This is a genomic window from Shimia sp. R9_3 (assembly GCF_017743755.1).
Classification (GTDB): Bacteria; Pseudomonadota; Alphaproteobacteria; order Rhodobacterales; family Rhodobacteraceae; genus Shimia.
In genome coordinates, this window is the sequence record NZ_JAGHRP010000002.1 from 1 (window position 1) to 23,272 (window position 23,272).

Consider the following 23,272-nt stretch of genomic DNA (forward strand, 5'->3'; position numbering starts at 1 on the left):
CTCACATGGGGGCTGCACAAGACGAGATTTTTGGTCCAGTGTTGTCTGTGATGACTTTTGACACGCTGGAGGAGGCGGTCGCGTTGGCCAATGGCACGGACTACGGGTTGTCTGCCGGGGTGTGGAGCAACGATGTCCATACCTGCCTGGCGTTCAGCCGCCGCGCTGAAGCGGGCACGGTTTGGACGAACACATGGATGGATGGATTTCCTGAGGTCACATTTGGAGGGGCCAAGCAATCCGGTCAGGGAAGAGAGATCGGGCGCTATGGCTTTGAAGAATTTATGGAGGTTAAATCGGTTGTGATGCGGATCGGGAATACCCGGGCGCGTTGGGTGACCGACACAAACGACGAATAACCAAAGAAATTTCGCAGATCGGGAGGAAAACATGCGAATTTTTACCAAAACCAAAGCAGCTGTTGTGGGAGCCTTGTTGGCGAGTACCAGTATGGTGCAAGCGAGCGATGTGGAGGTACTGCACTGGTGGACATCCGGTGGTGAAGCGGCTGCGCTTAACGTTCTGAAACAGGATCTGGAAAGCCAAAGTGTGGGCTGGCAGGACATGCCGGTTGCAGGTGGCGGCGGTGAGCAGGCGATGACTGTTCTGCGCGCACGCGTTACTGCGGGCAACCCACCAACCGCCGTGCAGGCGCTGGGCTTTGATATTCTTGACTGGGCCAACCAAGGTGCGCTTGCGGACCTCAACGAGGTTGCGGCGAAAGAAGGTTGGGACGCGGTTGTTCCTGATGCCCTGAAAGCATTTGCCAAGGCAGATGGTAAGTGGGTCTCCGCGCCGGTGAATGTGCATTCTACCAACTGGGTCTGGGCCAACAAAGCGGTTCTGGATGCCAATGGCATTGCGCAGCCTACCTCTTGGGATGACTTTGTTTCTGCGGTTGAAGCGCTCAAAGCGGCGGGTGTAACTCCGATTGCGCATGGCGGTCAGGCCTGGCAGGACGCCACCGTGTTTGACGCCGTTGCAATGGGCGCGCTGGGCCCGGATGGCTACAAAGCCGCCTTCATCGATTTGGACAGCGCAACTCTTGGCAGCGATGCCATGAAAACCGCGTTCGATCGCATGGCATTCATCCGTGACAACGTGGATGACAACTTCTCTGGCCGTGACTGGAACCTTGCGACTGCGATGGTGATCAACGGTGAAGCTGGTTTCCAGATGATGGGCGACTGGGCAAAGGGTGAGTTCCTGAACGCGGGCAAAGTACCGGGCGAGGACTTCCTGTGCTTCCGCTTCCCAGGAACCGCGGAGCAGGTCACGTTTAACGCGGACCAGTTCATGATGTTTGACCAAGGCGGTGAAGTTTCTACTGAGCAGGCGGCGCTTGCCAGTGCGATCCTGTCGCCAAGCTTCCAGTCCGCATTCAACGTGGTGAAAGGCTCTGTGCCAGCCCGTACCGATGTGTCTGACGCCGACTTTGATGCCTGCGGCAAGCAGGGCATGAAGGATCTGGCTGCGGCTGCGTCCAGCGGCAACCTGTTTGGCTCCATGGCCCATGGTCACGCAGCGCCCGCATCGGTGAAAAACGCGGTTTATGACGTGGTTACCGCGCATTTCAACGGCGAGTACGACAGCGAAACAGCTGTTCAGGAGCTGGTGGATGCGGTGGAAATCGCCAAGTAATCCATAGGGTTACCTCCCCAGGCGGGGCTGCCACTTTTGGCCCCGCCACCTAACCGGACTTTTTTTTCCCAATGGAGGTCGCGTCATGGCGCAGACTGCTGAGGCGGATTTCAAAACCCGTCTACAGAATTGGATTCCCAAACTGGTGCTTTCGCCTTCGTTGGCCGTGATCCTAGTGTTTGTCTATGGGTTTATCCTGTTCTCCGTTTACCTGAGTTTCACCGACAGTCGCCTTTTGCCGTCTTATGGCTGGGTTGGCTGGGAGAACTATTCCAAGTTATGGCGACTGAGCCATTGGGAGATTTCGCTCACAAATATGGGCATATTTGCCCTGCTTTACATCACGCTTTGCACAGCAATCGGTCTTGGGCTTGCGATCTTTCTGGATCAAAAAATCCGTGGTGAGGGCCTTTTGCGTCCCCTCTACCTCTATCCGATGGCGCTGAGCTTTATCGTGACAGGGACGGCCTGGAAATGGTTTCTTGATCCGGGGATCGGGCTTGAAAACGTGATGCACACCTGGGGCTGGGAAAGCTTCAAGTTTGACTGGATCAAAAACCGGGACTTTGCAATCTACACCGTGGTTCTGGCCGCTGTCTGGCAGACCTCCGGGTTTGTGATGGCGATGTTCTTGGCTGGCCTGCGCGGGATCGACAATGAGATTTTGAAGGCGGCGCAGATGGACGGTGCCAGCAATTGGAACCTCTACCGGCGCATTATCATTCCGCAGCTGCGGCCCGCGTTTCTGTCGGCCTTCGTGATCCTGAGCCACCTCGCGATCAAAACCTTTGACCTGGTGATCGCGTTGACAGGTGGTGGACCGGGGCGAGCCACAGAGCTGCCTGCGACTTTCATGTACTCCTACACGTTTACGCGCAACCAAATGGGGATTGGTGCGGCATCTGCCACCATCATGTTGATGGCGATTGCCTCAATCATGATCCCTTATCTCTACTCTGAACTGCGGGAGAAACGGTGATGTCTGTTGCGACCCAAGACACAGCAATCCGCACCGGGCGTTTCACGCGCACGCTGATCTATGTGGTGCTGATCCTGTTTGCCCTGTTTTATCTGCTGCCGCTTTACGTGATGCTGGTGAATTCGGTGAAACCGCTTGATGAGATCACCGGTGGTGGCATGATGAGCCTGCCTGATGCCTTCACGCTTGAGCCGTGGAAGCAGGCCTGGGCGAGCGCGCAGATTGGTGTGGAGCCAACCGGCCTCAAGCCCTACTTCTGGAACTCGATCAAGATGGTGGTGCCTGCGGTGGCAATCTCCACAGTGCTTGGCGCGCTGAACGGCTATGTCCTCACCAAATGGCGCTTTAAAGGCGATACGATCCTCTTTGGACTGATGCTCTTTGCCTGCTTCATCCCGTTTCAGATCGTTCTGATCCCTATGGCGCGGATGCTAGGGCTGATGGGGCTCGCCGGGTCGACCTATGGTCTGTCCTTTGTGCACATCGTGTTCGGCATTGGTTTCACCACGCTCTATTTCCGCAACTACTACGCGGTGTTCCCAACCGAGCTGATCCGTGCGGCACAGATTGACGGGGCGGGCTTCTTTCAGATCTTCTGGCGCATTCTGTTGCCAAGCTCCGGGCCAATCGCCGTGGTCAGCGTGATCTGGCAGTTCACAAACATCTGGAACGACTTCCTGTTTGGCGCCTCTTTCGCGGATGCGAGCAGTCAGCCAATGACCGTGGCACTCAACAACCTCGTGCAGTCGAGCACAGGTGTCAAAGAATACAACGTGCATTTTGCCGGGGCGATCCTGGCGGCGATGCCCACTCTCTTCGTTTACATCGTGGCTGGACGGTACTTCGTGCGCGGCCTGATGGCGGGCTCAGTTAAAGGATAAGACGTCATGGGCTTTCTCGACATTGATAAGGCAACCAAATCTTACGGGGCCATCGAAGTGCTGCACAATGTGGACATCTCGATTGAGGAGGGCGAGTTCCTTGTGCTCGTGGGGCCATCGGGGTGCGGTAAATCCACCCTGCTTAACATGATTGCTGGGCTGGAAGATATCACCGGCGGCGAAATCCGGATCAAAGATCGGGTGATGAACGGGGTACACCCGTCCAATCGCAACATCGCGATGGTGTTTCAGAGCTACGCGCTCTACCCGAATATGACGGTTGGGCAGAACATTACATTTGGTCTGGAAATGCACGGCGTGCCAAAGCCAGAGCGTGAGAAGGCAATGCACGATGTGGCAAAGCTCTTGCAGATTGAGCAGCTGCTGGATCGCAAGCCCGGCGCACTTTCGGGTGGGCAACGGCAGCGGGTCGCCATGGGGCGCGCATTGGTGCGGGATCCGGATGTGTTCTTGTTTGATGAGCCGCTTTCAAACCTTGATGCAAAGCTGCGCGTGGATATGCGCACCGAGATCAAGAAGCTGCACCAGAAACTTGGCACCACGATCGTCTATGTGACCCACGATCAGATCGAGGCGCTGACACTGTCTACACGGATTGCGGTGATGAACGGCGGCTATGTTCAGCAACTTGGCACGCCGCAAGAGATCTATGACAACCCTGCCAATATATTTGTGGCGACGTTCATGGGCTCTCCTGCGATGAATGTGGTGCCTGCCAAAGTGGTCATGCAGGATGGGCGTCCAGCGGCGCAGGTTGCGTTGGCTGACGAAAGCCTGGCAATTCTGCCATTCAGTCAGGACAATCTGGCCCCGTATGAAGGCCGCGAGATCCTGTTGGGCATACGTCCAGAAACCATCACTGATCCGGACAGCGCAGACCGCAAGTCCAGCAATATCGCGGAGCTCACCAACCGCATTGATGTGACAGAGCCAGCGGGGTCTGATACTTTTGTGTCGATGCAACTTGGCGGGCGCGACGTGATTTCACGTATGCGGTCCGATGTGCCGGTGGCTGCCGGGCAGCAGTTTGCGTTCGCCGTCAACATGGAGAAGGCGGTTGCATTTGATCCTGATACCGAGATGCGGATTGCCCCCTAATGGACGCGGATGTGGTCATCATCGGCTCTGGCATTGGCGGTGCAAGCATGGCGGCGGCTTTGGCGCCAAGCGGAAAGCGCATTGTTGTGCTGGAACGTGGCGAAAGACTGCGCTCTTGTCCGCAAGATAGGGATGCCGAGGCCATCTTTGGTCAGGGGTATTTTCGGCCGGATGAAACCTGGCTGGATGGCGCGGGCCGCGCCTTTTCGCCGGGGAATTACTACAATGTGGGAGGCAATTCGAAATTTTATGGCGCAGTGATGCTGCGCTATCGGGAAGCAGATTTCCGCCCCATTGTGCATATGGAGGGCACCACGCCTGGATGGCCGATTTCTTATGCGGATCTGGCGAAAGACTATGCTGCCGCCGAAGCGCTTTTTGACGTGCGTGGGGCGGCGGATGAAGATCCAACCGATCCGGCGCGCGCAGGCAAGCTGCCCTATGGAGCGGTGCCCGACGAAGCTGACATTGCCGATTTGCGTAGCCGTCTTAAACGGGTTGGGTTGAAGCCTGCATCCCTGCCGTTGGCGGTGGATATTGGGACTTGGCTGGCCAATGGGCAGACCACTTGGGATGCCTATCCCAATACCTGCGCGGGCAAGCAGGATGGTGAGACCGTGCTGATGAAAGCCAGCGCAAGGGGGCGTATTGCGCTTTGGACGGGGTGCGATGTGCGGCGACTGGAGATCGGCACGGATGGCCGCGTTTCGGCGGTACACTATAGGCAGGAGGGCAGAGACAAGCGGATCGCCGCGCCGGTGGTTGTTCTGGCGGCAGGTGCCGTGCGCTCGGCCGCGCTGTTGCTTTCGTCTGCCAATGACAATTGGCCCACAGGTGTGGCGAACCGATCTGATCAAGTTGGACGTAACTTTATGAACCACAATTGCAGTGCGGTCTTGGCACTGCATCCGCTGCGCCGCAACCGGGCGATCTATCAGAAGACGTTGATGGTGAATGACTACTACCATGATGACGGGGAAGGGGGCGCGCCTCTTGGCAATGTGCAGTTGCTTGGCAAAATCACCGGGCCGATTTTGGCGGCGACGTCGGGACTGCCCAGTCTTCTTGCCAATTGGATCGCTGCGCGCAGCTTTGATTTCTATGCGATGAGTGAAGATCTGCCGCGTTCCGATAGCCGCGTCACGGTCAAGAATGGGCAGATCAGTTTGGTGTGGCAACGCTCCAACTGGGCGGCGCATGAGGCTTTGGTGAAACAGTTGAAAGTGAAGCTGCGGCAAGCCGGGTTTCCCGTGGTGCTGAGCCGCGCCTTTGACCGGTCTACGCCCTCCCACCAATGTGGCACAGCCCGCATGGGCACTGATCCGGCGAAATCCGTTGTGGACAGCTTTGGGCGCAGCCATGACCATCCCAATCTTTTTATCACGGATGCCTCCATTTTACCGACCTCTGCGGCGGTGAACCCCGCGCTGACGATTGCGGCCCTTGCCCTGCGTGCTGGTCGTCATATCGCGGAAACGGAGTTCGCGGCATGAGTGGTGTTGCGCTGATAACAGGTGGTCAACAGGGTATCGGACTTGGCATTGCTCAAGCGTTGCAGGCTGCAGGCTTTCGGATCGCAATCGCGTCTCTGCCTGAACCGGATGCGCCTGCAGTGCAGGCTGGACTTGCGGCGCTTGATGGGGACGCTGTCTATTTCACCCATGATGTCAGTGACATCGTGGCCATCCCGCAACTGCTTGATCAGGTGGAGGCGGCGGTGGGTCCTGTCACCGCATTGGTGAACAATGCGGGCGTCGGAGCGCCCGCGCGTGGTGATTTGCTCGATCTGCAGCCAGAGAATTGGGATTTTGTGCAGAACATCAACCTGCGCGGGGCGTTCTTTCTCGCGCAAGAAGTCGCGCGCCGCATGGTGACGCAGGGCGGAGAAAACTATCGCTCGATCAGCTTTGTTACCTCTGTAAGTGCCGAAATGGCCTCTCCTGAACGGGCCGAATACTGCGTCTCCAAAGCAGGGGCGTCGATGGTTGTGAAGCTGTTTGCAGCGCGTCTAGCCGCAGAGAACATCGGTGTTTTTGAGATACGCCCAGGCGTGATTGCCACGGAAATGACGGCGGGCGTGAAAGACAAATACGACGCGCGGATCGCAGATGGGCTGATCCCGGCGGCACGCTGGGGGACACCGGCAGATGTCGGCCAAGCGGTGGTGCCGCTGGCGACGGGGCAGATGGCATATTGCAGCGGATCGGTGATCGCCGTGGACGGCGGTCTGTCGATTGCGCGGCTTTGAGGAACGGACATGAAGACAGACTTTGATTTCATCGTTGTGGGCGGCGGCTCCGCCGGGTCGGTGATTGCTGCGCGGCTGAGTGAGGTGGCAGACGTGTCGGTGCTACTGCTTGAAGCGGGGGGGACGGATCGCCATCCGTTTTTCCATCTGCCAGCCGGATTTGCCAAAATGACCAAGGGTATTGGCAGCTGGGGATGGACGACGGTTCCTCAGAAGCACATGAAAAATAAAGTGTTTCCCTACACGCAGGCCAAAGTGATTGGCGGCGGGTCTGCCATCAATGCGCAGATCTATACCCGGGGTGCGGCGCAGGATTATGACGATTGGCGTCAGATGGGCTGTGAGGGCTGGGGCTATGACGATGTGCTGCCCTACTTCCGCAAGTCTGAGGACAACGACACCCATAACAACAAGTTTCACGGGCAAGGTGGGCCACTGGGCGTAAGCCAGCCCGCTGCGCCGCTGCCGATCTGCGATGCGTTTATCGCGGCGGGGGGTGAATTGGGCATCCCAGCAGCGGGTGACATGAATGGCGAAAAGCAGGATGGGGTGGGCTACTACCAGCTGACACAGCGCAATGCGCGGCGCTCTTCTGCGGCGATGGCCTTTCTGGCGCCCAATCGCAATCGACCTAATTTGACCATTCAGACCGGCGCTCAGGTGCGCCGCTTGAGTATTGAGAACGGGCGTGTGATCGGCGTCGAGTTGATGGATGGCACCAAGCAGCGCGCGGCGCGCGAGGTTGTTTTGTCTTCTGGCGCTATTGGGTCGCCACGATTGTTGCAGCTGTCCGGCATCGGGCCGGCAGATGCGCTGTCTGAGTTGGGCGTCGAGGTGCAGCTCGACCAACCAAACGTTGGCGCGAATTTGCAGGATCATCTTGATCTCTATGCGATTTGCGAGGTGAGCGGTCCATATACCTATGACCGGTTTGCCAAGCTGCATATGTCGGCGCTTGCGGGGCTGCAGTACCTGTTTGCGCGCAAAGGGCCTGTGGCAAGCAGCCTATTTGAGACCGGTGGATTTTGGTACGCCGATGAAAGCGCGCGCTCACCTGATATTCAGATGCATCTCGGGCTGGGCACAGGCATTGAGGCGGGAGTGGCGGCCATGCCCAACGGGGGCGTGACGCTGAACGCCTGTTTCCTGCGTCCGCGCTCGCGTGGATCGGTGCGCCTGCAGAGCGCTGATCCAAATGATGCACCGTTGATCGATCCGAATTATTTGGCCGATCCTTATGACCGGGAAATGTCGCTGCGCGGTTTGCAGCTGGTGCGAGACATCCTCGCGCAGGACGCGCTCAAGCCATATATTCTGGCGGAGCGTTTGCCGGGGCCGGAGGTGCGCACCGAGCAGGACGCGTTTGAATTCATCTGTCAGCATTCCAAAACCAGCCACCATTGTGCGGGCACGTGTCGCATGGGGCCGGATGAGGCGGCTGTGGTGGATATTCGTCTGCGATTTAACGGGCTTGAGGGGCTGCGTGTGGCGGATGCCTCGATCATGCCAACCGTCAACTCATCCAACACCAATGCACCATCCATCATGATCGGCGAGAAGGCCGCCGATATGATCAAAGAAGATCAAGGGCTTACAACATGATCAAACATATCGTTCTGACCCGGTTCCGTTCCGACGTGTCTGAGGATACCATTTCGGAAATCTACGCGGGGCTCGCCGGTGTGACAGCGCGGCTGGAAGGGGCCTCAGGCTTTCATGGTGGCCGCTCAACCAGCCCGGAGAAGATTGAGCGTGGTTACATGCACGGTTTCACCATCGATTTCGACAGTTTTGATGACCTGGCAGCCTATTCCGAAGATGCAGAACACAAGCGCTGGGGGGCGGAGATTGTTGCGCATGCAGAGGGCGGGCTCGATGGGGTTTTGGTGCTGGATGTGGAGGCCTGAGCCGATGATCGGAGGAGTGATGTCATGCTGAAGCTGCCAACACAGGACGGGCGCATTGAGGACTATCGTCTGCACGGCACACCGCTTGTGCCACGTGCGCCCAAGGTTGCGCTGACCCGCACGGCCTTTGCAGCGGCGCATGTGGTGTCAGATCCGGTTGCGGAGCGAGATCCCTGGACAGGCCGTCCGGCGGTTGATTGGGACTCCACCTTGGCGTTTCGCCAAGGTCTCTGGGATCAGGGACTCGGTCTGGCAGAGGCCATGGATACAGCGCAGCGTGGCATGGGCGTGGATTGGGCGACAGCACGTGAATTGATCGAGCGCACGATGGTGGCAGCCAAGGCACACCCGCAACAGCCACGCGTGGCCTGTGGTGCCGGAACCGACCATTGTGAGCTGTCTGAGTTGACTACTTCGGAGGTCATCGCTGCAGCTTACGAGCATCAGGCAGAAGTCATTGAGGCAGCTGGGGGACAGTTGATTTTGATGGCGACCCGAGCATTTCCGGCAATTGGAGCGGACAAAGAGGTTTATCGCAAAGTCTATCGCCGCTTGATTGATGGGGCTGCGCAGCCTGTGATCCTGCATTGGTTAGGTGATATGTTTGATCCCGCGCTCAAAGGGTACTGGGGCTGTAACTCTGTTGAGGCCGCCAGTGACTTTGTTCTGGAGCTGATTGGCGAGAACCCGAGTCAGGTTGATGGCATCAAGATCTCTCTGCTGGATCAAGCGCATGAGGAGGCCTTTCGGGCGCGGCTTCCTGAAGGCGTGCGTCTCTATACGGGGGATGATTTCAACTATGCGCCACTGATTGAGGGAGATGGCACACATCACTCCCATGCGCTGTTGGGGATTTTTGCCGCCATCGCTCCGGCGGCCAGTCAGGCGCTCGAGGCTTTGGCGATGGGCGACATGCACCGCTACCATGCTTTGCTGGCACCGACAGTTCCTTTGTCCCGCGAAATCTTCCGCGCACCAACGCGATTTTACAAGGCCGGCATTGCCTATCTTGCCTGGCTCAATGGCGCGCAGAGCCATTTCATTATGCCGGGCGGGTTTCAGGCGAGCAGAGATATCACCCATTATGCAGAGGTGTTTCGCCTGGCCGATGCTGCAGGGCTGCTTTCGCAGCCGGAATTGGCGGAAACCCGCATGAAAGCCTTGCTTTCCCTGCATGGTATCTGACACCTAGCGGCCATGGAGCGCAGACCGACGATCAAAGATGTGGCCCGCGAGGCTGGGGTGTCAAAATCCACCGTTAGCCTCGTGTTGCAGGGCAGCAGCTTGGTGAAGTCCGAAACGCGAGAGCATGTGCAAAAGGTGATGGCCGATATCGGTTATGTCTATAACCGTGCTGCTGCAAAACTGCGTTCCGGTTCAACCGGCCTGATTGGTCTCGTGATCAATGATCTGCGCAACCCGTTTTTCTCTGAGCTTGCGGCCTCTTTGCAGCGCAGTCTGAGTCAGCAGGATTATGCGGCCGTTGTGGCCAATACCGAAGAGGACCCAGCCCTGCAGCAAAAGATGATCAATGCGTTGATCGAGCACGGTGTGTCTGCCTTTGTGATCTGCCCCACCTATGATGATACAGGACAGGCCTTGGAGCCGATCGCGCGCGCAGGGCTACCTGCGATGCAGGTGTTTCGGCGCGTAGACAATCGGTTGGATAAGTTTCCCTTTGCCGCTCCGGACTATGCCGAAGGTGGGCGGCTGGCGACCGAGCATTTGCTTTCGCAGGGGGCGAAGCAGATCGCCTTCGTTGGCGGGCTTGACGGGCGGCCTGTCACGCAGGAGCGCGTGTCGGGATATCTCAAAGTGATGGAAGAGCGTGACCAGCAGTCGGTGGTCTTGACCGGGGCTGCCACAAGACAGTTTGGGCGCGAACAGGCACAGGTGCTCAAAGAACGGTTTCCGGAGGTTGACGGGGTCATTTGCTTCAATGACTTGGTCGCGCTCGGGCTCGTCGCATCTGCCTCAGCGCAGGGACGTGTGATCGGAGCGGAATTAAGGGTTGTCGGCGTCGATAACATCGAAGAATGTGCGCATAGTGCACCGCCGCTGAGCTCGGTGAGCTGCCGTATCCCCGAATTTGCCACTCATATCAGCGATGCGCTGCTGGGGTGGCTGACCCAAGGTCCGGCGCCTGCGCCTGACGCGCGCACACCCGTGTCATTGATGGTGCGGGCCTCCAGTGGAGAGAGCTAAGTGATTGATGACCCGAATGACTTCCTGAGAGCGCTTTTTGCCAAAGCTGTGGCTGTTGCCGATCCTATGGCGGCGCTGCCGGACGCATTGCCCTCCAAACCGTCAGGTCGGTTGATTGTTGTAGGCGCTGGCAAGGCGAGCGCGCGGATGGCGGAGGCTTTGGAAGCGGCTTGGGGTCCCTGTGAAGGGCTGGTGATCACGCGCTACGGATATGAGCGCCCTTGTGCGGGCATTCGGATCTCCTCGGCCGCCCATCCGGTGCCGGACGCCGCCGGTGAAGCGGCGACGCTTGAAATGCTGGAGCTGATGCGTGGACTTGGCGCCGAGGACACGGTGATCTGTTTGATTTCGGGAGGTGCGTCCTCGCTCTTAACAGCGCCTGTTCCGGGTGTGACCTTGGACGAGTTGAAACAGGTAAACGCGGATTTGCTGGCGTCTGGTGCGCCAATTTCAGCGATGAACGCGCTGCGCAAGCATTTGTGCCAAGCCAAAGGTGGTCAGTTGGCCGCGGCGGCATATCCTGCCAAGGTGGTGTCTTTCCTGATCTCAGATGTGCCGGGTGATGAGCCGGGTATGATTGGTTCCGGCCCGACGGTTGGAGAACCCTCGGATTTGGATGTCGCACTGGCAGCGGTTGCGCCATTTGGTGTGACTTTGCTCAAACATGTTGAGGCGGCTGCACGGGCACATGCTGGCGTTGTGGCGCTGGATGATGAGCGGCTTTCGACCACGGAGAATGTCCTCTTTGCTTCGCCGATGCAGTCGCTTCTGGCAGCGAAGGCGATGGCGGAAGACGCAGGATGTGTGGTGGAAATTCTGGGCGATGCCTTGGAAGGCGAGGCGCGTGAGATTGCTGCAGAGCATGCTCTTCTCGTGAAAGAGCGAGCCGCGACAGCCACGGAGCCTTTGCTTCTTTTGTCTGGTGGGGAGCTTACGGTGACGCGTCGTGGTGACGGTGTAGGCGGGCCAAACGCGGAATATGCGCTGGCACTTGCCTCAGCTTTGGATGGCGCGCCACAGATTCACGCGCTGGCCTGTGACACGGATGGTGTAGATGGGGCTGCGGAGGTGGCCGGGGCGGTCATTTCGCCGAACACGCTGAAAGAGGCAGAGGCGCTTGGTGTTGATGTGGCGGAGGCGCTGGCGATCAATGATGCGCATAGCTTCTTTGCCAAGCTGGATAAACAGGTTGTACCTGGCCCGACATTGACCAACGTGAATGATTTCAGGGCGATTTTGATCACCCGGTAGAGCAAAGACGCCGCAGAGAGGTCTGCGGCGCTTTCTTTTATTTGAGGTAGTCCAGCCAGGGGCTTTGTTCAGCGATCATATGATCCACCAAGGCTCCCAAGCCTTTGGATTTGGTCACCACCGGATCCACAAGCAGGGCCTGCACCACGAGATCGCGGCTGCCTTGCAAGATGGCTTCAGCGGTCATGTCGTGGATGCCAATCTGGTTGGTCAGAAGGCCGCGCACACCGGCTGGGATGTCGACCGAAATGCCGTGCAGCCCGTTTGGGTCGATCATCGCCGGAACTTCGACGCAGATCCACTCTGGCAAGTTGGCGATGTAGCCCTTGTTTGGGATGTTGACGGCGGCCTCCTCGTAGGCAGGCGCACCCAGCAGGGCTTCCATGATGGGCACCACGCGCTCTTTCAGAACAGGTTCGATCACCGGGTCCGTTTTGCCGAGGAAGTTACGGTAGTAGGTGTAGAAATCCAGAATACCTTGATGGTCAGAGCAGTCATGGGCCCACTGGATGTATTCGCCAAAGTGGCTGTCATAGGTGATCGGAAGCGCGCCGAATTTTTCGAGGATTTCGGCAAACAACCAACGGTCAGACCATGGGCGAACGGTGTCGATCATGCTCAGGTCGATGTCCATCCAGCCCTCGGTTTCAATCGACGTGCCGGTTTTGCGCGAGGCTTGCAGAATTTCAGAGTAGCCCGGCATTTCACCGAAGTAGCCCTCAGCCTTGGCGCGGACATCCTCATAGGCGTCCGAGCCATCTTTGACATAGGTGCAATCCGTCATCACCGAGAAGTGGTTTAGCCCGCCCGCACGATAGCTGATGTCTGCGCGTTCAACGCCCAAGAGCGGCGCGAGGTGACGCTCCAGAGAAGCTATCTCGTGGCACATGCCCACAAAGGTGAGCTCTGGGAATTTGCGGTGCACTGTTGTGCAGATCCGGCTCATGGGGTTGGAATAGTTGAACACTGTGGCGTCAGGGCAGATGTCCATAACCTGCTGGCAGATGTCGAGAATTGGCGGGATGATACGCAGGCTGTGAAACAGACCGCCGGGGCCGCCGTTTTCACCGTAGACCTGTTGAATTCCGTATTGTTGCGGGATCTTCCAATCCATGTCCCAAAGGGCAAAACGGTCGCCAACCTCGATAGAGATGACGACGAAGCGTGCGCCTTTGAGCGCTGCAGTAAGATCTGTGGTTGCGGTGAGCGCATGCTTGAGGTTGTTGGCGGCGACATAGTCCTCAGCAACTTTTAGCGTGCGCTGGGCGGCGTCCAGATTGATGTCATGCAGGACAATCTCAGCTTGTTCCAAATGAGGGCTTTGAAAAATGTCGCCCAGCATTCCGGTGCCAAATTGCAGGCTGCCCGCCCCCACGAGTACGATTTTGGTCATGCGTTTATGTCCTTTGCGCCGCCTCAGGAGGCTTGGGCTGGTTTTGCAATATGAGAGATGCCCGCGTGACCTTTCGGGAAAGTCCAGTGGGTCGCACAGGCTGGTCGGCGAAGGGCCGTTATCGGTAACATGTGCGGCGAAATTGGTTTCGGCAAGTGTGTTTTTGAACGTGCATGTTGCGAAACAAGTTTCGGACGGGTCTGGAGTGGACTGAAGCATGCGAGCGCGTGATTTCAGTTGCCCCAAGGGCGGCCTTTTGCCATAGCATATTGGAAATGTTAGCGCTAATGGTTGACTTGCTTGGGGCATCCCATGTGTGAGAGGCCAGTTTGCGAGGGAGATTGCGATGAAACGCTCAACCATCAATGAGATCATGGCCGCTGCGGACGAGATGATCCGTTCCTATGGTTTCAAGCTGCCACCATTTGCCTATTGGACGCCAGAAGAGTTCGTGGCACGCAAGCAGGCTGCCAAAGCGCTGGTTGATGCGCGCTGCGGGTGGGACATCACCGACTACGGCGCTGGCAATTTTGATGAAATGGGCTTGTTCCTTTTCACGCTACGCAATGGCCGGTTGGCTGATCTTCAGCGAGGTGGTGGCATGTGCTACGCGGAGAAGCTCCTGATTTCACGTCAGGATCAGCTGTCCCCGATGCACACGCATGTGATCAAGGCCGAGGACATTATCAATCGTGGTGGGGCGACCATGGTGGTGGAGCTTTATGGCTCTGATGATGACGGGAACTTTGCCGAAGATCGCGGTGGTATGATCATGTGCGACGGTATCGCGCGCGAGTTTGCACCAGGTGAGAAGCTTAAGTTCGCGCCCGGAGAAAGCCTCACGCTGATGCCCGGCGATTGGCATGCCTTCTGGGGCGAAGGGGGCGATGTACTGATTGGAGAGGTCTCGACGGTAAACGACGATGAAACCGACAATATCTTTCGTGAACCGATTGGGCGGTTTGCCGATATCCGGGAAGATGTGGACCCAACGCATCTGCTCGTGAGCGACTATGCAAAGTGGCTTGGGTGAGGAAGCACCATGATCCTGTGTTGCGGAGAAGCGCTGATTGATATGATCCCGGAAGCGACGGTGGGCGGAGCGGAAGGTTTTGTGCCACATGTCGGAGGCGCGGTGTTTAACACAGCGGTTGGGCTCGGGCGGCTTGGCGCCGATGTCGGGCTTTTGAGCGGTATCTCGGAGGATCGATTTGGCGCGCAACTGATTGCGCGGCTTGAACAAAGCAAGGTTGCGACAGGTGCTGTTGTGCGTTTGGATCGTCCGACAACGATGGCCTTTGTGCACCTCGAAGACGGCCATGCCACCTATGATTTCTATGATGAAAATACGGCAGGCAGGATGATCGCATCTGAGGATGTTGCGCCGGTTTCGGACGATGTGCAGGCGCTCTTCTTTGGGGGCATCAGCCTCGCGGTTGAACCTTGTGCCGATACATATGCAGATGTTTTGGAGCGTGAGGGCCAAAGCCGTGCGGTGATGATTGATCCCAATATCCGCCCGGGGTTCATCCGCGATGAGGCAACCTATCGCGCTCGATTGGCGAAGATGTTTGCCAAAGCGGATGTGGTTAAAGTCTCTGATGAAGATCTGGTATGGCTGATGCCAGAGCTTGCCGATATGGATGCGCGCGCTGCGCAGCTTCTGACGCAAGGGCCTGCCTTTGTGATTGTCACTTGTGGCGGTGACGGCGCGCGCGGGTATTTGGCTTCTGGGGAAGCGTTTTCTGTGGCGGCGGAAAAAGCCAACGTGGTGGACACCGTGGGTGCAGGCGACACATTCAACAGCGGGGTAATCGCGAAGCTCTCGGAACTGGGTGTCTTAGACAAAGACCGGGTGCGAGCGGTTACGGCCTCCGAAGCACAGGCGGCGATGGCATTCGGCGCTAAAGTCGCGGCCGTGACGGTGGCCCGGGCTGGGGCCAATCCGCCTTGGGCAGAGGAGCTAAGTTAGGGCTGGTCTAACTTCAGAGCCAACACGCCATGTGGACGGCAAGACCGCAGGAGGCGGCGCTGGTATCCGCTGAGAGCAGGGCGCGAGATAGAGAGCGTGGTGAGCTCTTGTCTTCCGCGAGGTTGCACGGCATGAAGCGGTGATGGTTTCAGGAGGCTGGAAATGACACCGCAGGATGTTGAAACGCTCTTTACCCGTGCCGATGGCAGCTATGGTTTTGCCCGGTGGGGGCGCCCGATTGCCCCAGTGGTGTTCGGTGTGGAAGACGCAACTCTGCGCACAGTCAAAGGCGCTCTGGAGGCAGTGGCCACGCTGGTTGGCCATCAAATGGCGGAGACGGATCCGGAACTTGGCAGCAACCTGATGATGTTCTTCTTCCGCGAGTGGGAAGAACTGTTGTCCGTGCCGGATCTGGATCGTCTGATCCCCGACTTGCCAGCTTTGGTTGCGCGTTTGCAGGCGGCCGATGCGACCCAGTACCGAGCATTTCGTTTTGACAACGACGGGGCTATTCAGGCGGCTTTTGTGTTTTTGCGCATGAGCGGCGAAATGGCGAAGCTGCCCGCAGAGGCGCTCGCGCTTGAGGAAGCGGTCCAGACCATCGTGACCTGGGGGCCAGCGGCTTTTGCCGAGACGTCACCGTTGGCGGTCGTGCCAGAGAGCGGAGCCACAGTGCTGCGCCCTGAGGTGGCGGCGGTGATTGCCGCAGCCTATGACCGGATGATGCCAGCAGCAGCCGAAGATCCAAGTCATGCCCTGCGTCTCTTTGCGCGGTTGCGATTGGAATAAACAGCGCTTTGTTCCGCTTGCATTGAACACGTCTGCGGCCTACCCATAGGGCAGCCGAATTTGGAGCAAGTTCAATGATCTACACCCTGCCAGTCCGCATCTACTACGAAGACACCGACATGGCGGGGATTGTCTATTATGCCAACTACCTGAAATTCATCGAACGCGGCCGCAGCGAGTGGGTGCGCGAGATTGGGCTTGATCAAAAAGAGATGAAAGACGAAGGCATCGTCTTTGTCGTGCGCAGGGTCGAGGCGGATTATCTGGGATCTGCTGTTTTGGATGACGAGCTGACCGTTGAGACCGAAGTGCGGAGCGTGACCGGCGTGCGCCTGACGATGGATCAGCGGGTGAAACGGGGCGAAGAGCTTCTGTTTCAGGCTGTGGTGACCGTTGTTTGCATGAATGAAGCAGGGCAACCGGTGCGTTTGCCGGCAAATATTCGCCAAATGATCCACTAGAGCGCGCAAATTTTCGCGATTGATGCCAATTCATTAGATTTCCCAGTGGAAACCCGCTAGGTTTGCTCTCAAACAAGGCTCCAAAAGAGGGCCTCAGAAAAGAGCAGGCAAAATGGAACACGCAGCAGTCGATTTTTCGATGTGGGCGCTTTTCGCGCGCGCAACCCTCACCGTAAAGCTGGTCATGGTGATGCTTATTGTAGCGTCGTTCTGGTCTTGGTCGGTGATCATTCAAAAGCACATCATGTATCGTAAAGCCCGCCGTGAGGCGGCGCGGTTTGATCGTGCGTTCTGGTCCGGCGAGCCGCTGGATCAGCTCTTTGAAGAACTCGGGCCTGAGCCAAGTGGGCGGTCTGAGCGTGTGTTTGCCTCAGGTATGGTGGAATGGCAGCGCAGCCATCGGCAGGATGGCGGTTTGATCGCGAATGCCACAAGCCGGATTGACCGGTCGATGGATGTGGCGATTGCCAAGGAAGCTGATGAGCTGCAGCATGGTTTGCCGATCCTTGCCACGGTGGGTTCCACTGCGCCTTTTGTCGGGCTGTTTGGGACGGTCTGGGGCATCATGAACGCCTTTATTGAGATCGCGGCTCAACAGAACACGAACCTCGCTGTAGTCGCGCCGGGCATTGCAGAGGCGCTATTGGCCACGGGCCTTGGCTTGTTGGCGGCTATTCCGGCCGTGATCTTTTACAACAAACTCAGCGCGGACAGCGATCGGATCGTTTCAGGCTATGAAGCCTTTGCCGATGAGTTCGCCACTATCCTTAGCCGCCAGCTGGACGCATAAGGGATGGGTGCGGGTGTGATGAAATCAGGCGGAGGAGGCGGCAAACGCCGCCGCCGCTATCGGCGCAGCAGCCAGCCGATGAGCGAAATCAACGTGACGCCTTTTGTGGATGTCATGTTGGTGTTGCTGATCATCTTTATGGTGGCGGCTCCGCTACTGACCGTGGGTGTGCCAGTTGAACTGCCAAAGACAGCAGCCAATCCGCTTCCTGGCGAACAGGAAGAGCCTTTGACCGTAACCATCGACTCAGATCTTGGCATCACCATCATGACCACGCCCGTTGCGGCGGAAGAACTGGTGCCCAAGCTTCGGGCGGTTGCTGCGGAACGCAGCTCTGAGCGGGTTTATCTGCGCGCGGATGGCGCAATTCCTTATGAGGCTGTGGTGCAGGTGATGGGCGCGCTCAATGCAGGTGGTTTCAGTGATGTCGGCCTTGTGACCGATGTTGGCGGGCCGACGCTGAGCGGTGCGGAGCCCGCAGCGGCCTCTGGTACCGACAACTAGGACGCAGGCGTGCATATCGGCCACTATATATCCGGCATCGCCCACACCGGTCTGATTGGTTGGGTGTTGTTTGGCGGGGTGTTGAACCCTGACCCGCCTCCGATGGAAGTGACGGATGTGTCTGTGATTTCCTCTGCGGAGTTTGACGCTTTGGTGCGCTCTCAGGAGTCACCGGATACGGCCACGGAAGTTACCTTGCCCACGCCACCTGAAGAGTTGGAGCGGACACCGGAGTTGTCATCTCAAGCGGACGACACGCCTGAGCAGGTGACGCCGCCTGAGGCGCTGCCCACAGAGCCAGATGTGACTCCTGAGCTGACAGAGGTCACGCCACCAGCGCCAATTGAGCCGGACGATGTTGCGCAAGAGGCGCCTGAGTTGCCGACGCCGGAGAGTGACAGCGCGGTGATCATCCCCGATGCGCCCGTCCGTCCAGCCGCCCCGCAGGCAGAGCGGGTGGCGCCAGAGCCTGTGGCCCCGCCGGAGCCTGAAACAGCTATTGCGGATACATTGCAGGAAGCGACACAGCCGGACGAAAGCGCTGAGGTGCAGGACGAGGTGCAAGAAGAGACAGCGCCAGAAGCCGCCAGCACGGAAATAGCGACGGAACCCAAACAAGAAGAACTCGCTAGCGCAGCGCCAAGCCGATCGTTGCGTCCACGTGTGCGCCCAACGGCGCAGCCAACACCAGCGGCCGAAGCTCCGGCAGCTGAGACAACTGATGATGCCATTGCCGCGGCCTTGGCAGAAGCCAGCGCGTCTGAGGCAGCAGAGACCACCGCTGCGCCTTCGGGGCCACCCCTGAGCCAAGGGGAGCGTGATGGTCTGCGAGTTGCCGTGCAGCAATGCTGGGTCGTGGATGTGGGCTCGCGCGCTGCAGATGTAACGGTGGTTGTCGGTCTTTCCTTGGACCGCAACGGCAAAGTGCAGGGCGATATTAAGTTGCTGAGCGCAGAGGGCGGCGATGACGCTGCCACGCGCACGGCTTTTCAGGCTGCAAGACGCGCGGTTTTGCGCTGCCAGAAAGACGGATATGACTTGCCAGTGGAAAAATATGACCATTGGCGAGATGTTGAGATTACATTTAACCCAGATAATATGAGGCGCCGATGAGCAGACTTTTTGCCACAGTGATGATCGGGGTGATGGCCCTGACCCCTTGGGCGCATAAGGCTGAAGCCCAAAGCACCCCTCTGCGCATCGAGATCACGGACGGTGTGATTGAGCCTTTGCCTTACGCGGTACCAGATTTTGTTGCGGAAACGCAGGGCTCCAATCAGGTGTCGCGCGATATCAGCCAGGTGATCGCCGCAGATCTGAATGGCACGGGGCTGTTCCGGCAAATCCCGGCCAACGCGCATATCTCCAGCATCACCAACTTTGACAGTCCGGTGCAATACGCCGACTGGAAAGCCATCAACGCTCAGGCGCTGATCTCCGGTGGCGTCTCTGTGAGCGGCAATCAGCTTGAGGTGCGCTTCCGTGTATATGATGTGTTTGCAGGGACCGAGCTGGGCAGCGGCCTGCGGTTCAAAGGCACCCTCGACGGCTGGCGGCGCATGGCCCACAAAGTGGCGGATGAAGTCTATGCGCGCATCACCGGTGAAGGTGGATACTTTGACAGCCGCGTGGTGTTTGTAAGCGAGACAGGCCCAAAGAGTGACCGCAAAAAACGACTGGCGGTGATGGACTATGACGGCGCCAATCTACAGTTTTTGACCGACAGCCGCGCGATTGTGTTGGCACCACGGTTCTCTCCGAAAGGAGACCGCGTGCTCTACACGAGCTACGAAACGGGCTTCCCGCAGGTGTATGTTCTGGATGTTGGCTCTGTGCAGCGCCGGGTGCTGTCCAATGAGAGCGGCACCATGAGCTTCGCGCCGCGTTTTTCGCCGGATGGCTCAAGTGTTGTTATGTCCGTGACCGAAGGCGGCAACACTGACCTCTACAAAATGAACATTGCAAGCGGGCAGCGCCAGCGTTTGACGTCGACCCCGTCGATTGAAACCGCACCGAGTTACAGTCCCGATGGCAGTAAGATTGTGTTTGAGAGCGACCGTTCCGGCACACAGCAGCTCTACATCATGAACGCCAATGGTGGCGAGGCGACGCGTATCAGCTTTGGCAAAGGGCGTTATGGTACGCCAGTCTGGAGCCCGCGCGGTGACCTGATTGCGTTTACCAAGCAGAACAAGGGACGGTTCCACATTGGCGTCATGCGCACCGATGGCAGCGAAGAACGCCTGCTGACGGCATCTTTCTTGGATGAGGGGCCAACATGGTCGCCCAATGGCCGCGTGATTATGTTTACACGCGAGACCAAAGGCTCCGGCGGTGTGTCGGCGCTCTATTCGGTGGACGTGTCCGGACGGAACCTTAAGCCGGTAAGCGTAACGGGTGGCGGTTCTGATCCAAGCTGGTCGCCACTCCAATAACGCTTGAGCGAGCAAACCACGGCGGCGTTTTCTAAAACGCAGGCTTGTGATACACGAATGGCACAACAGGCAAGAGACGAAAGAACTTTCGGGATAAAAGGCGAGGCGATTTCATGAAAACTTGGACAAAAGCGGCGTTTTTGGTGACCGCGGTGGCGCTTGGCGCTTGTACGGATGCTGATCGGTTTGGTGGCGGATCTGGTGGTTTTGGCGCGGATGGCACTGGCGGCGTAGCGGGAAGCAGCGCGGACCCAACCTCCATCGCCTATTTCCAGGAAGCTGTCGGAGATCGTGTGCTCTTTGCAGTGGACCAATCCACACTGAGTGAGCAGGGGCGTCTGACAGTTCTGTCGCAGGCAAACTGGCTGCTTGAGAACACAGACTATGTGGCGGTTGTGGAAGGTCACGCCGACGAACAGGGCACCCGGGAATACAACCTCGCGCTTGGCGCGCGGCGCGCAAGCGCGGTCAAAGAGCTGCTGGTGTCCCAAGGTGTTGCGTCCAATCGCGTGCGTACTGTGAGCTACGGCAAAGAGCGCCCGATTGAGGTTTGTTCGCAGGAAAGCTGCTATGCGCAGAACCGTCGCGCGGTGACCGTGCTGACGGCAAATGTTTCGGGATAACTCACGATGCGAGCGCAGGTATTTGCAGGACTAAGCGCACTTGCGCTTGTATTGGCTCCGGTGATGGGCAGCACGCAGACGCGTGAGGAAACGCTGGCGGATGTGCGCCAGCAACTTTCGGTGCTTTATGTCGAAATTCAACAGCTCAAACGCGAGCTTTCGACAACCGGCGCGCCGGGCACCGTGGTGGCGGGTGCCTCCACGTTGGAGCGGGTCGATGTGATTGAGCAGCAGCTTCAGGTGCTGACCAACAAAACCGAAGAGCTGCAATATCGCGTAGCGCGCATCGTGGAAGATGGTACCAATCGCATTGGGGATCTGGAGTTTCGTCTTGTGGAGCTTGAAGGTGGAGACCTGAGCCAACTGGGCGAAACCACCACGCTGGGTGGTGATATCGAGGCTGTGCCCGATGTCACCGAAGGTGAAGATGATGGATCGGGTGATGGCGAGCCGACAGAGCTGGCCGTAGGGGAAGAAACGGATTTCAACCGTGCAATGACCGCTCTGGACAACGCAGAATATGCGTCTGCGGCAGATCAGTTCGCCTCATTTGTGCAGACCTATCCGGGGAGCCCGCTGGAATCTGAGGCGCATTTGCGGCGCGGACAGGCGCTTGAAGGTACGGAAGACAAAACCGGCGCAGCGCGTGCGTTCTTGGAAGCCTATTCGGGTGCGCCTGTGGCGGGCACAGCCCCAGAAGCGCTGTTTCGCCTCGGAAAATCCCTTGGCGCGCTTGGTCAGGTCAATGAGGCCTGTGTAACGCTAAACGAAGTTGGTGTGCGCTTCCCGGGTGGTGTGTTTGTCTCTGAGGCGCAGGCCGAGATGGCCAACCTGCAGTGCCCCTGATTGCGCCAGCTGATGCCTTGTTAAAGGCACTTGATACGGCTTTCGGACACGAATTCCCCGACAAAATAGGCGTCGCCGTCAGCGGTGGCGGAGACTCCATGGCGCTTCTGGATCTGCTGCGCGCATGGGGCAAATCAGAAGTTTTTGTCGCAAGCGTCGATCATGGGCTTCGGCCGGAAGCGCGCGATGAAATCGCCTTGGTTGCGGAGTACGCCGCGTGTCATGAATTGTACCACAGTGTTTTAAATTGGCAGTGGGATCTGCAAGGCAATCTGCAGCAAGCGGCCCGAGAAGGGCGGCGCACGGCTTTGCGCAAATGGGCTGAAGAGTGCGGGTTGACCTGCGTTGCTCTGGGGCACACTGCTGATGATCAGGCGGAAACGTTTCTGATGCGGCTTGCGCGTGGATCGGGTGTGGATGGGCTTTCTGCTATGGAGCTGACACGTCATGACGGAGAATTGACGTGGTTGCGCCCGCTTCTGAACGTGCGCCGTCAGGCACTTCGTGATCATCTGCGGCAGGCTAATGTGCCTTGGGCGGATGATCCCAGCAACGAAGATCCAACGTTTGATCGCGTCAAAGCGCGCCAAATGATGGAGACATTGGAGCCGTTGGGATTGACCGTAGAGCGTCTGGCCCAAACCACTGATCATATGAGAGAGCAGCGGGCGCTGGCGGCTTGGGTCGCAGAGCGTGCCACGAAGGATTTGGTTTCACGGGATGCAGGCGACGTTATTTTTGATCTCCCAGGGCTGCTAAACCTGCCTGACGCTCTCAAGTCACGATTGCTTGCCGATGCTTTGGCGGCGGTGTCCGGAAATCCGTATCGGCCGCGTTTCAAGGCGCTTTCGGGTGTTTGGGACATTGAGGTTCCAAAGCCCTTGCACGGATGCTTGGTGATCCCGAAAGCTGCACAGCTGCGTATCACCCGTGAATGGCAAGCCGTGAAAGGCATCCGCACTGCGACAGACAGCCTTTGGGACGGACGGTGGCGCTTGACCACAGTCGAAGACGGCGATGTGACTGGCCTTGAAATTGCGGCGCTTGGCGAGGCGGGGCTGGCAGACGTTCCAGACTGGCGGGCCATCGGGCGCCCACGCCAGAGCCTGCTGTCTTCACCTGCAATCTGGCAGGGTTCAAAGCTGATCGCGGCCCCCATCGCAGGCCTTTCTAACGGATGGGATGCGCAGGTTTTGGCGCTTTAGTTACAAAATGGCGCGACTTGCGA

The 23,272-nt window shown here is 58.1% G+C and carries 24 protein-coding genes; 23 read left to right on the forward strand and 1 reads right to left on the reverse strand.

From position 1 onward, the window contains the following. From J7412_RS04535 to J7412_RS04590, 12 genes are all read left to right on the forward strand, one after another. Nucleotides 1–359 (forward strand): aldehyde dehydrogenase family protein (locus J7412_RS04535; protein ID WP_209077560.1); only part of this gene is annotated, 359 nt, incomplete at its 5' end. A gap of 31 nt (nucleotides 360–390) precedes the next feature. Then, entirely contained in the window at nucleotides 391–1,641 is a 1,251-nt protein-coding gene (locus J7412_RS04540) for an ABC transporter substrate-binding protein (RefSeq protein WP_209077562.1), read from the forward strand. 85 nt (nucleotides 1,642–1,726) lie between these two features. Further along, complete coding sequence (locus J7412_RS04545) at nucleotides 1,727–2,620, forward strand: sugar ABC transporter permease (protein WP_209061973.1); 894 nt, start codon at nucleotides 1,727–1,729, stop codon at nucleotides 2,618–2,620. Continuing rightward, nucleotides 2,620–3,501, forward strand: a complete 882-nt coding sequence (locus J7412_RS04550) for a carbohydrate ABC transporter permease (protein ID WP_209061972.1) — start codon at nucleotides 2,620–2,622, stop codon at nucleotides 3,499–3,501. Before J7412_RS04545 ends, J7412_RS04550 begins: the two co-directional genes overlap by 1 nt. A 6-nt stretch (nucleotides 3,502–3,507) precedes the next feature. Continuing rightward, entirely contained in the window at nucleotides 3,508–4,620 is a 1,113-nt protein-coding gene (ugpC, locus tag J7412_RS04555; RefSeq protein ID WP_209077564.1) for a sn-glycerol-3-phosphate ABC transporter ATP-binding protein UgpC, read from the forward strand. Then, on the forward strand, nucleotides 4,620–6,113 hold the full coding sequence (locus J7412_RS04560; RefSeq protein WP_209077566.1) for a GMC family oxidoreductase: 1,494 nt from the start codon (nucleotides 4,620–4,622) through the stop codon (nucleotides 6,111–6,113). Before ugpC ends, J7412_RS04560 begins: the two co-directional genes overlap by 1 nt. Next, complete coding sequence (locus J7412_RS04565; RefSeq protein ID WP_209077568.1) at nucleotides 6,110–6,868, forward strand: 3-ketoacyl-ACP reductase; 759 nt, start codon at nucleotides 6,110–6,112, stop codon at nucleotides 6,866–6,868. Before J7412_RS04560 ends, J7412_RS04565 begins: the two co-directional genes overlap by 4 nt. A gap of 9 nt (nucleotides 6,869–6,877) precedes the next feature. After that, nucleotides 6,878–8,470: a GMC family oxidoreductase N-terminal domain-containing protein gene (locus J7412_RS04570; protein ID WP_209077570.1), complete on the forward strand. Its 1,593-nt coding sequence runs from the start codon at nucleotides 6,878–6,880 to the stop codon at nucleotides 8,468–8,470. Next, the gene (locus tag J7412_RS04575; protein ID WP_209077572.1) at nucleotides 8,467–8,775 is read left to right on the forward strand and encodes a Dabb family protein; all 309 of its coding nucleotides are present in this window, start codon (nucleotides 8,467–8,469) and stop codon (nucleotides 8,773–8,775) included. The genes J7412_RS04570 and J7412_RS04575 overlap by 4 nt, the downstream gene beginning before the upstream one ends. Nucleotides 8,776–8,799: 24 nt before the next feature. Beyond that, the gene (locus J7412_RS04580; protein ID WP_209077574.1) at nucleotides 8,800–9,960 is read left to right on the forward strand and encodes a dihydrodipicolinate synthase family protein; all 1,161 of its coding nucleotides are present in this window, start codon (nucleotides 8,800–8,802) and stop codon (nucleotides 9,958–9,960) included. Nucleotides 9,961–9,972: 12 nt separating this feature from the next. After that, nucleotides 9,973–10,980: a LacI family DNA-binding transcriptional regulator gene (locus J7412_RS04585; protein ID WP_209077576.1), complete on the forward strand. Its 1,008-nt coding sequence runs from the start codon at nucleotides 9,973–9,975 to the stop codon at nucleotides 10,978–10,980. A 3-nt stretch (nucleotides 10,981–10,983) separates the two neighbouring features. Further along, complete coding sequence (locus J7412_RS04590; RefSeq protein WP_209078297.1) at nucleotides 10,984–12,231, forward strand: glycerate kinase; 1,248 nt, start codon at nucleotides 10,984–10,986, stop codon at nucleotides 12,229–12,231. 37 nt (nucleotides 12,232–12,268) lie between these two features. Here the strand turns inward: J7412_RS04590 and J7412_RS04595 are convergent, their stop codons facing one another. Further along, nucleotides 12,269–13,624 carry a hypothetical protein gene (locus tag J7412_RS04595; RefSeq protein ID WP_209077579.1) on the reverse strand — a complete coding sequence of 452 codons (1,356 nt, stop codon included), beginning with the start codon at nucleotides 13,622–13,624 and terminating at the stop codon, nucleotides 12,269–12,271. Nucleotides 13,625–13,970: 346 nt separating this feature from the next. On the opposite strand from J7412_RS04595, the gene J7412_RS04600 reads away from it, so the two are divergent. From J7412_RS04600 to tilS, 11 genes are all read left to right on the forward strand, one after another. After that, complete coding sequence (locus J7412_RS04600; protein WP_209077581.1) at nucleotides 13,971–14,657, forward strand: D-lyxose/D-mannose family sugar isomerase; 687 nt, start codon at nucleotides 13,971–13,973, stop codon at nucleotides 14,655–14,657. A 9-nt stretch (nucleotides 14,658–14,666) separates the two neighbouring features. Next, nucleotides 14,667–15,596 carry a carbohydrate kinase gene (locus J7412_RS04605; RefSeq protein ID WP_209077583.1) on the forward strand — a complete coding sequence of 310 codons (930 nt, stop codon included), beginning with the start codon at nucleotides 14,667–14,669 and terminating at the stop codon, nucleotides 15,594–15,596. A 162-nt stretch (nucleotides 15,597–15,758) separates the two neighbouring features. Beyond that, nucleotides 15,759–16,385 carry a hypothetical protein gene (locus tag J7412_RS04610; protein ID WP_209077585.1) on the forward strand — a complete coding sequence of 209 codons (627 nt, stop codon included), beginning with the start codon at nucleotides 15,759–15,761 and terminating at the stop codon, nucleotides 16,383–16,385. Nucleotides 16,386–16,459: 74 nt separating this feature from the next. Then, on the forward strand, nucleotides 16,460–16,846 hold the full coding sequence (ybgC, locus tag J7412_RS04615; RefSeq protein WP_209061946.1) for a tol-pal system-associated acyl-CoA thioesterase: 387 nt from the start codon (nucleotides 16,460–16,462) through the stop codon (nucleotides 16,844–16,846). Between the two features lie 112 nt (nucleotides 16,847–16,958). Beyond that, nucleotides 16,959–17,636: a protein TolQ gene (tolQ, locus tag J7412_RS04620; RefSeq protein WP_209061944.1), complete on the forward strand. Its 678-nt coding sequence runs from the start codon at nucleotides 16,959–16,961 to the stop codon at nucleotides 17,634–17,636. A gap of 3 nt (nucleotides 17,637–17,639) precedes the next feature. Next, nucleotides 17,640–18,140, forward strand: a complete 501-nt coding sequence (gene tolR / locus J7412_RS04625; RefSeq protein WP_209077588.1) for a protein TolR — start codon at nucleotides 17,640–17,642, stop codon at nucleotides 18,138–18,140. Nucleotides 18,141–18,149: 9 nt separating this feature from the next. Continuing rightward, nucleotides 18,150–19,253: an energy transducer TonB gene (locus J7412_RS04630; protein WP_209077590.1), complete on the forward strand. Its 1,104-nt coding sequence runs from the start codon at nucleotides 18,150–18,152 to the stop codon at nucleotides 19,251–19,253. Next, nucleotides 19,250–20,575: a Tol-Pal system beta propeller repeat protein TolB gene (gene tolB, locus J7412_RS04635; RefSeq protein WP_209061938.1), complete on the forward strand. Its 1,326-nt coding sequence runs from the start codon at nucleotides 19,250–19,252 to the stop codon at nucleotides 20,573–20,575. The genes J7412_RS04630 and tolB overlap by 4 nt, the downstream gene beginning before the upstream one ends. A gap of 113 nt (nucleotides 20,576–20,688) precedes the next feature. After that, nucleotides 20,689–21,198 (forward strand): peptidoglycan-associated lipoprotein Pal, encoded by a 510-nt coding sequence (pal, locus tag J7412_RS04640; RefSeq protein WP_209077592.1) that lies wholly within the window; start codon nucleotides 20,689–20,691, stop codon nucleotides 21,196–21,198. Between the two features lie 6 nt (nucleotides 21,199–21,204). Next, complete coding sequence (locus J7412_RS04645; protein ID WP_209077594.1) at nucleotides 21,205–22,044, forward strand: tetratricopeptide repeat protein; 840 nt, start codon at nucleotides 21,205–21,207, stop codon at nucleotides 22,042–22,044. Beyond that, nucleotides 22,035–23,249, forward strand: coding sequence for a tRNA lysidine(34) synthetase TilS (tilS, locus tag J7412_RS04650; protein WP_348540460.1), 1,215 nt, complete (start codon nucleotides 22,035–22,037; stop codon nucleotides 23,247–23,249). Before J7412_RS04645 ends, tilS begins: the two co-directional genes overlap by 10 nt. Nucleotides 23,250–23,272 lie beyond the last annotated feature (23 nt).

What these genes read in the sequence shown, in the direction of transcription:
- J7412_RS04645 (WP_209077594.1), top strand. Translation starts at nt 21,205, where the DNA reads ATGCGAGCGCAGGTATTTGCAGGACTAAGCGCACTTGCGCTTGTATTG.
- J7412_RS04570 (WP_209077570.1), top strand. Translation starts at nt 6,878, where the DNA reads ATGAAGACAGACTTTGATTTCATCGTTGTGGGCGGCGGCTCCGCCGGG.
- tolB (WP_209061938.1), top strand. Translation starts at nt 19,250, where the DNA reads ATGAGCAGACTTTTTGCCACAGTGATGATCGGGGTGATGGCCCTGACC.
- ybgC (WP_209061946.1), top strand. Translation starts at nt 16,460, where the DNA reads ATGATCTACACCCTGCCAGTCCGCATCTACTACGAAGACACCGACATG.
- J7412_RS04595 (WP_209077579.1), bottom strand. Translation starts at nt 13,624, where the DNA reads ATGACCAAAATCGTACTCGTGGGGGCGGGCAGCCTGCAATTTGGCACC.
- pal (WP_209077592.1), top strand. Translation starts at nt 20,689, where the DNA reads ATGAAAACTTGGACAAAAGCGGCGTTTTTGGTGACCGCGGTGGCGCTT.
- J7412_RS04545 (WP_209061973.1), top strand. Translation starts at nt 1,727, where the DNA reads ATGGCGCAGACTGCTGAGGCGGATTTCAAAACCCGTCTACAGAATTGG.
- J7412_RS04610 (WP_209077585.1), top strand. Translation starts at nt 15,759, where the DNA reads ATGACACCGCAGGATGTTGAAACGCTCTTTACCCGTGCCGATGGCAGC.
- J7412_RS04600 (WP_209077581.1), top strand. Translation starts at nt 13,971, where the DNA reads ATGAAACGCTCAACCATCAATGAGATCATGGCCGCTGCGGACGAGATG.
- J7412_RS04585 (WP_209077576.1), top strand. Translation starts at nt 9,973, where the DNA reads ATGGAGCGCAGACCGACGATCAAAGATGTGGCCCGCGAGGCTGGGGTG.
- J7412_RS04565 (WP_209077568.1), top strand. Translation starts at nt 6,110, where the DNA reads ATGAGTGGTGTTGCGCTGATAACAGGTGGTCAACAGGGTATCGGACTT.
- J7412_RS04560 (WP_209077566.1), top strand. Translation starts at nt 4,620, where the DNA reads ATGGACGCGGATGTGGTCATCATCGGCTCTGGCATTGGCGGTGCAAGC.
- ugpC (WP_209077564.1), top strand. Translation starts at nt 3,508, where the DNA reads ATGGGCTTTCTCGACATTGATAAGGCAACCAAATCTTACGGGGCCATC.
- J7412_RS04580 (WP_209077574.1), top strand. Translation starts at nt 8,800, where the DNA reads ATGCTGAAGCTGCCAACACAGGACGGGCGCATTGAGGACTATCGTCTG.
- J7412_RS04540 (WP_209077562.1), top strand. Translation starts at nt 391, where the DNA reads ATGCGAATTTTTACCAAAACCAAAGCAGCTGTTGTGGGAGCCTTGTTG.
- J7412_RS04575 (WP_209077572.1), top strand. Translation starts at nt 8,467, where the DNA reads ATGATCAAACATATCGTTCTGACCCGGTTCCGTTCCGACGTGTCTGAG.
- tolR (WP_209077588.1), top strand. Translation starts at nt 17,640, where the DNA reads ATGGGTGCGGGTGTGATGAAATCAGGCGGAGGAGGCGGCAAACGCCGC.
- tolQ (WP_209061944.1), top strand. Translation starts at nt 16,959, where the DNA reads ATGGAACACGCAGCAGTCGATTTTTCGATGTGGGCGCTTTTCGCGCGC.
- J7412_RS04550 (WP_209061972.1), top strand. Translation starts at nt 2,620, where the DNA reads ATGTCTGTTGCGACCCAAGACACAGCAATCCGCACCGGGCGTTTCACG.
- J7412_RS04605 (WP_209077583.1), top strand. Translation starts at nt 14,667, where the DNA reads ATGATCCTGTGTTGCGGAGAAGCGCTGATTGATATGATCCCGGAAGCG.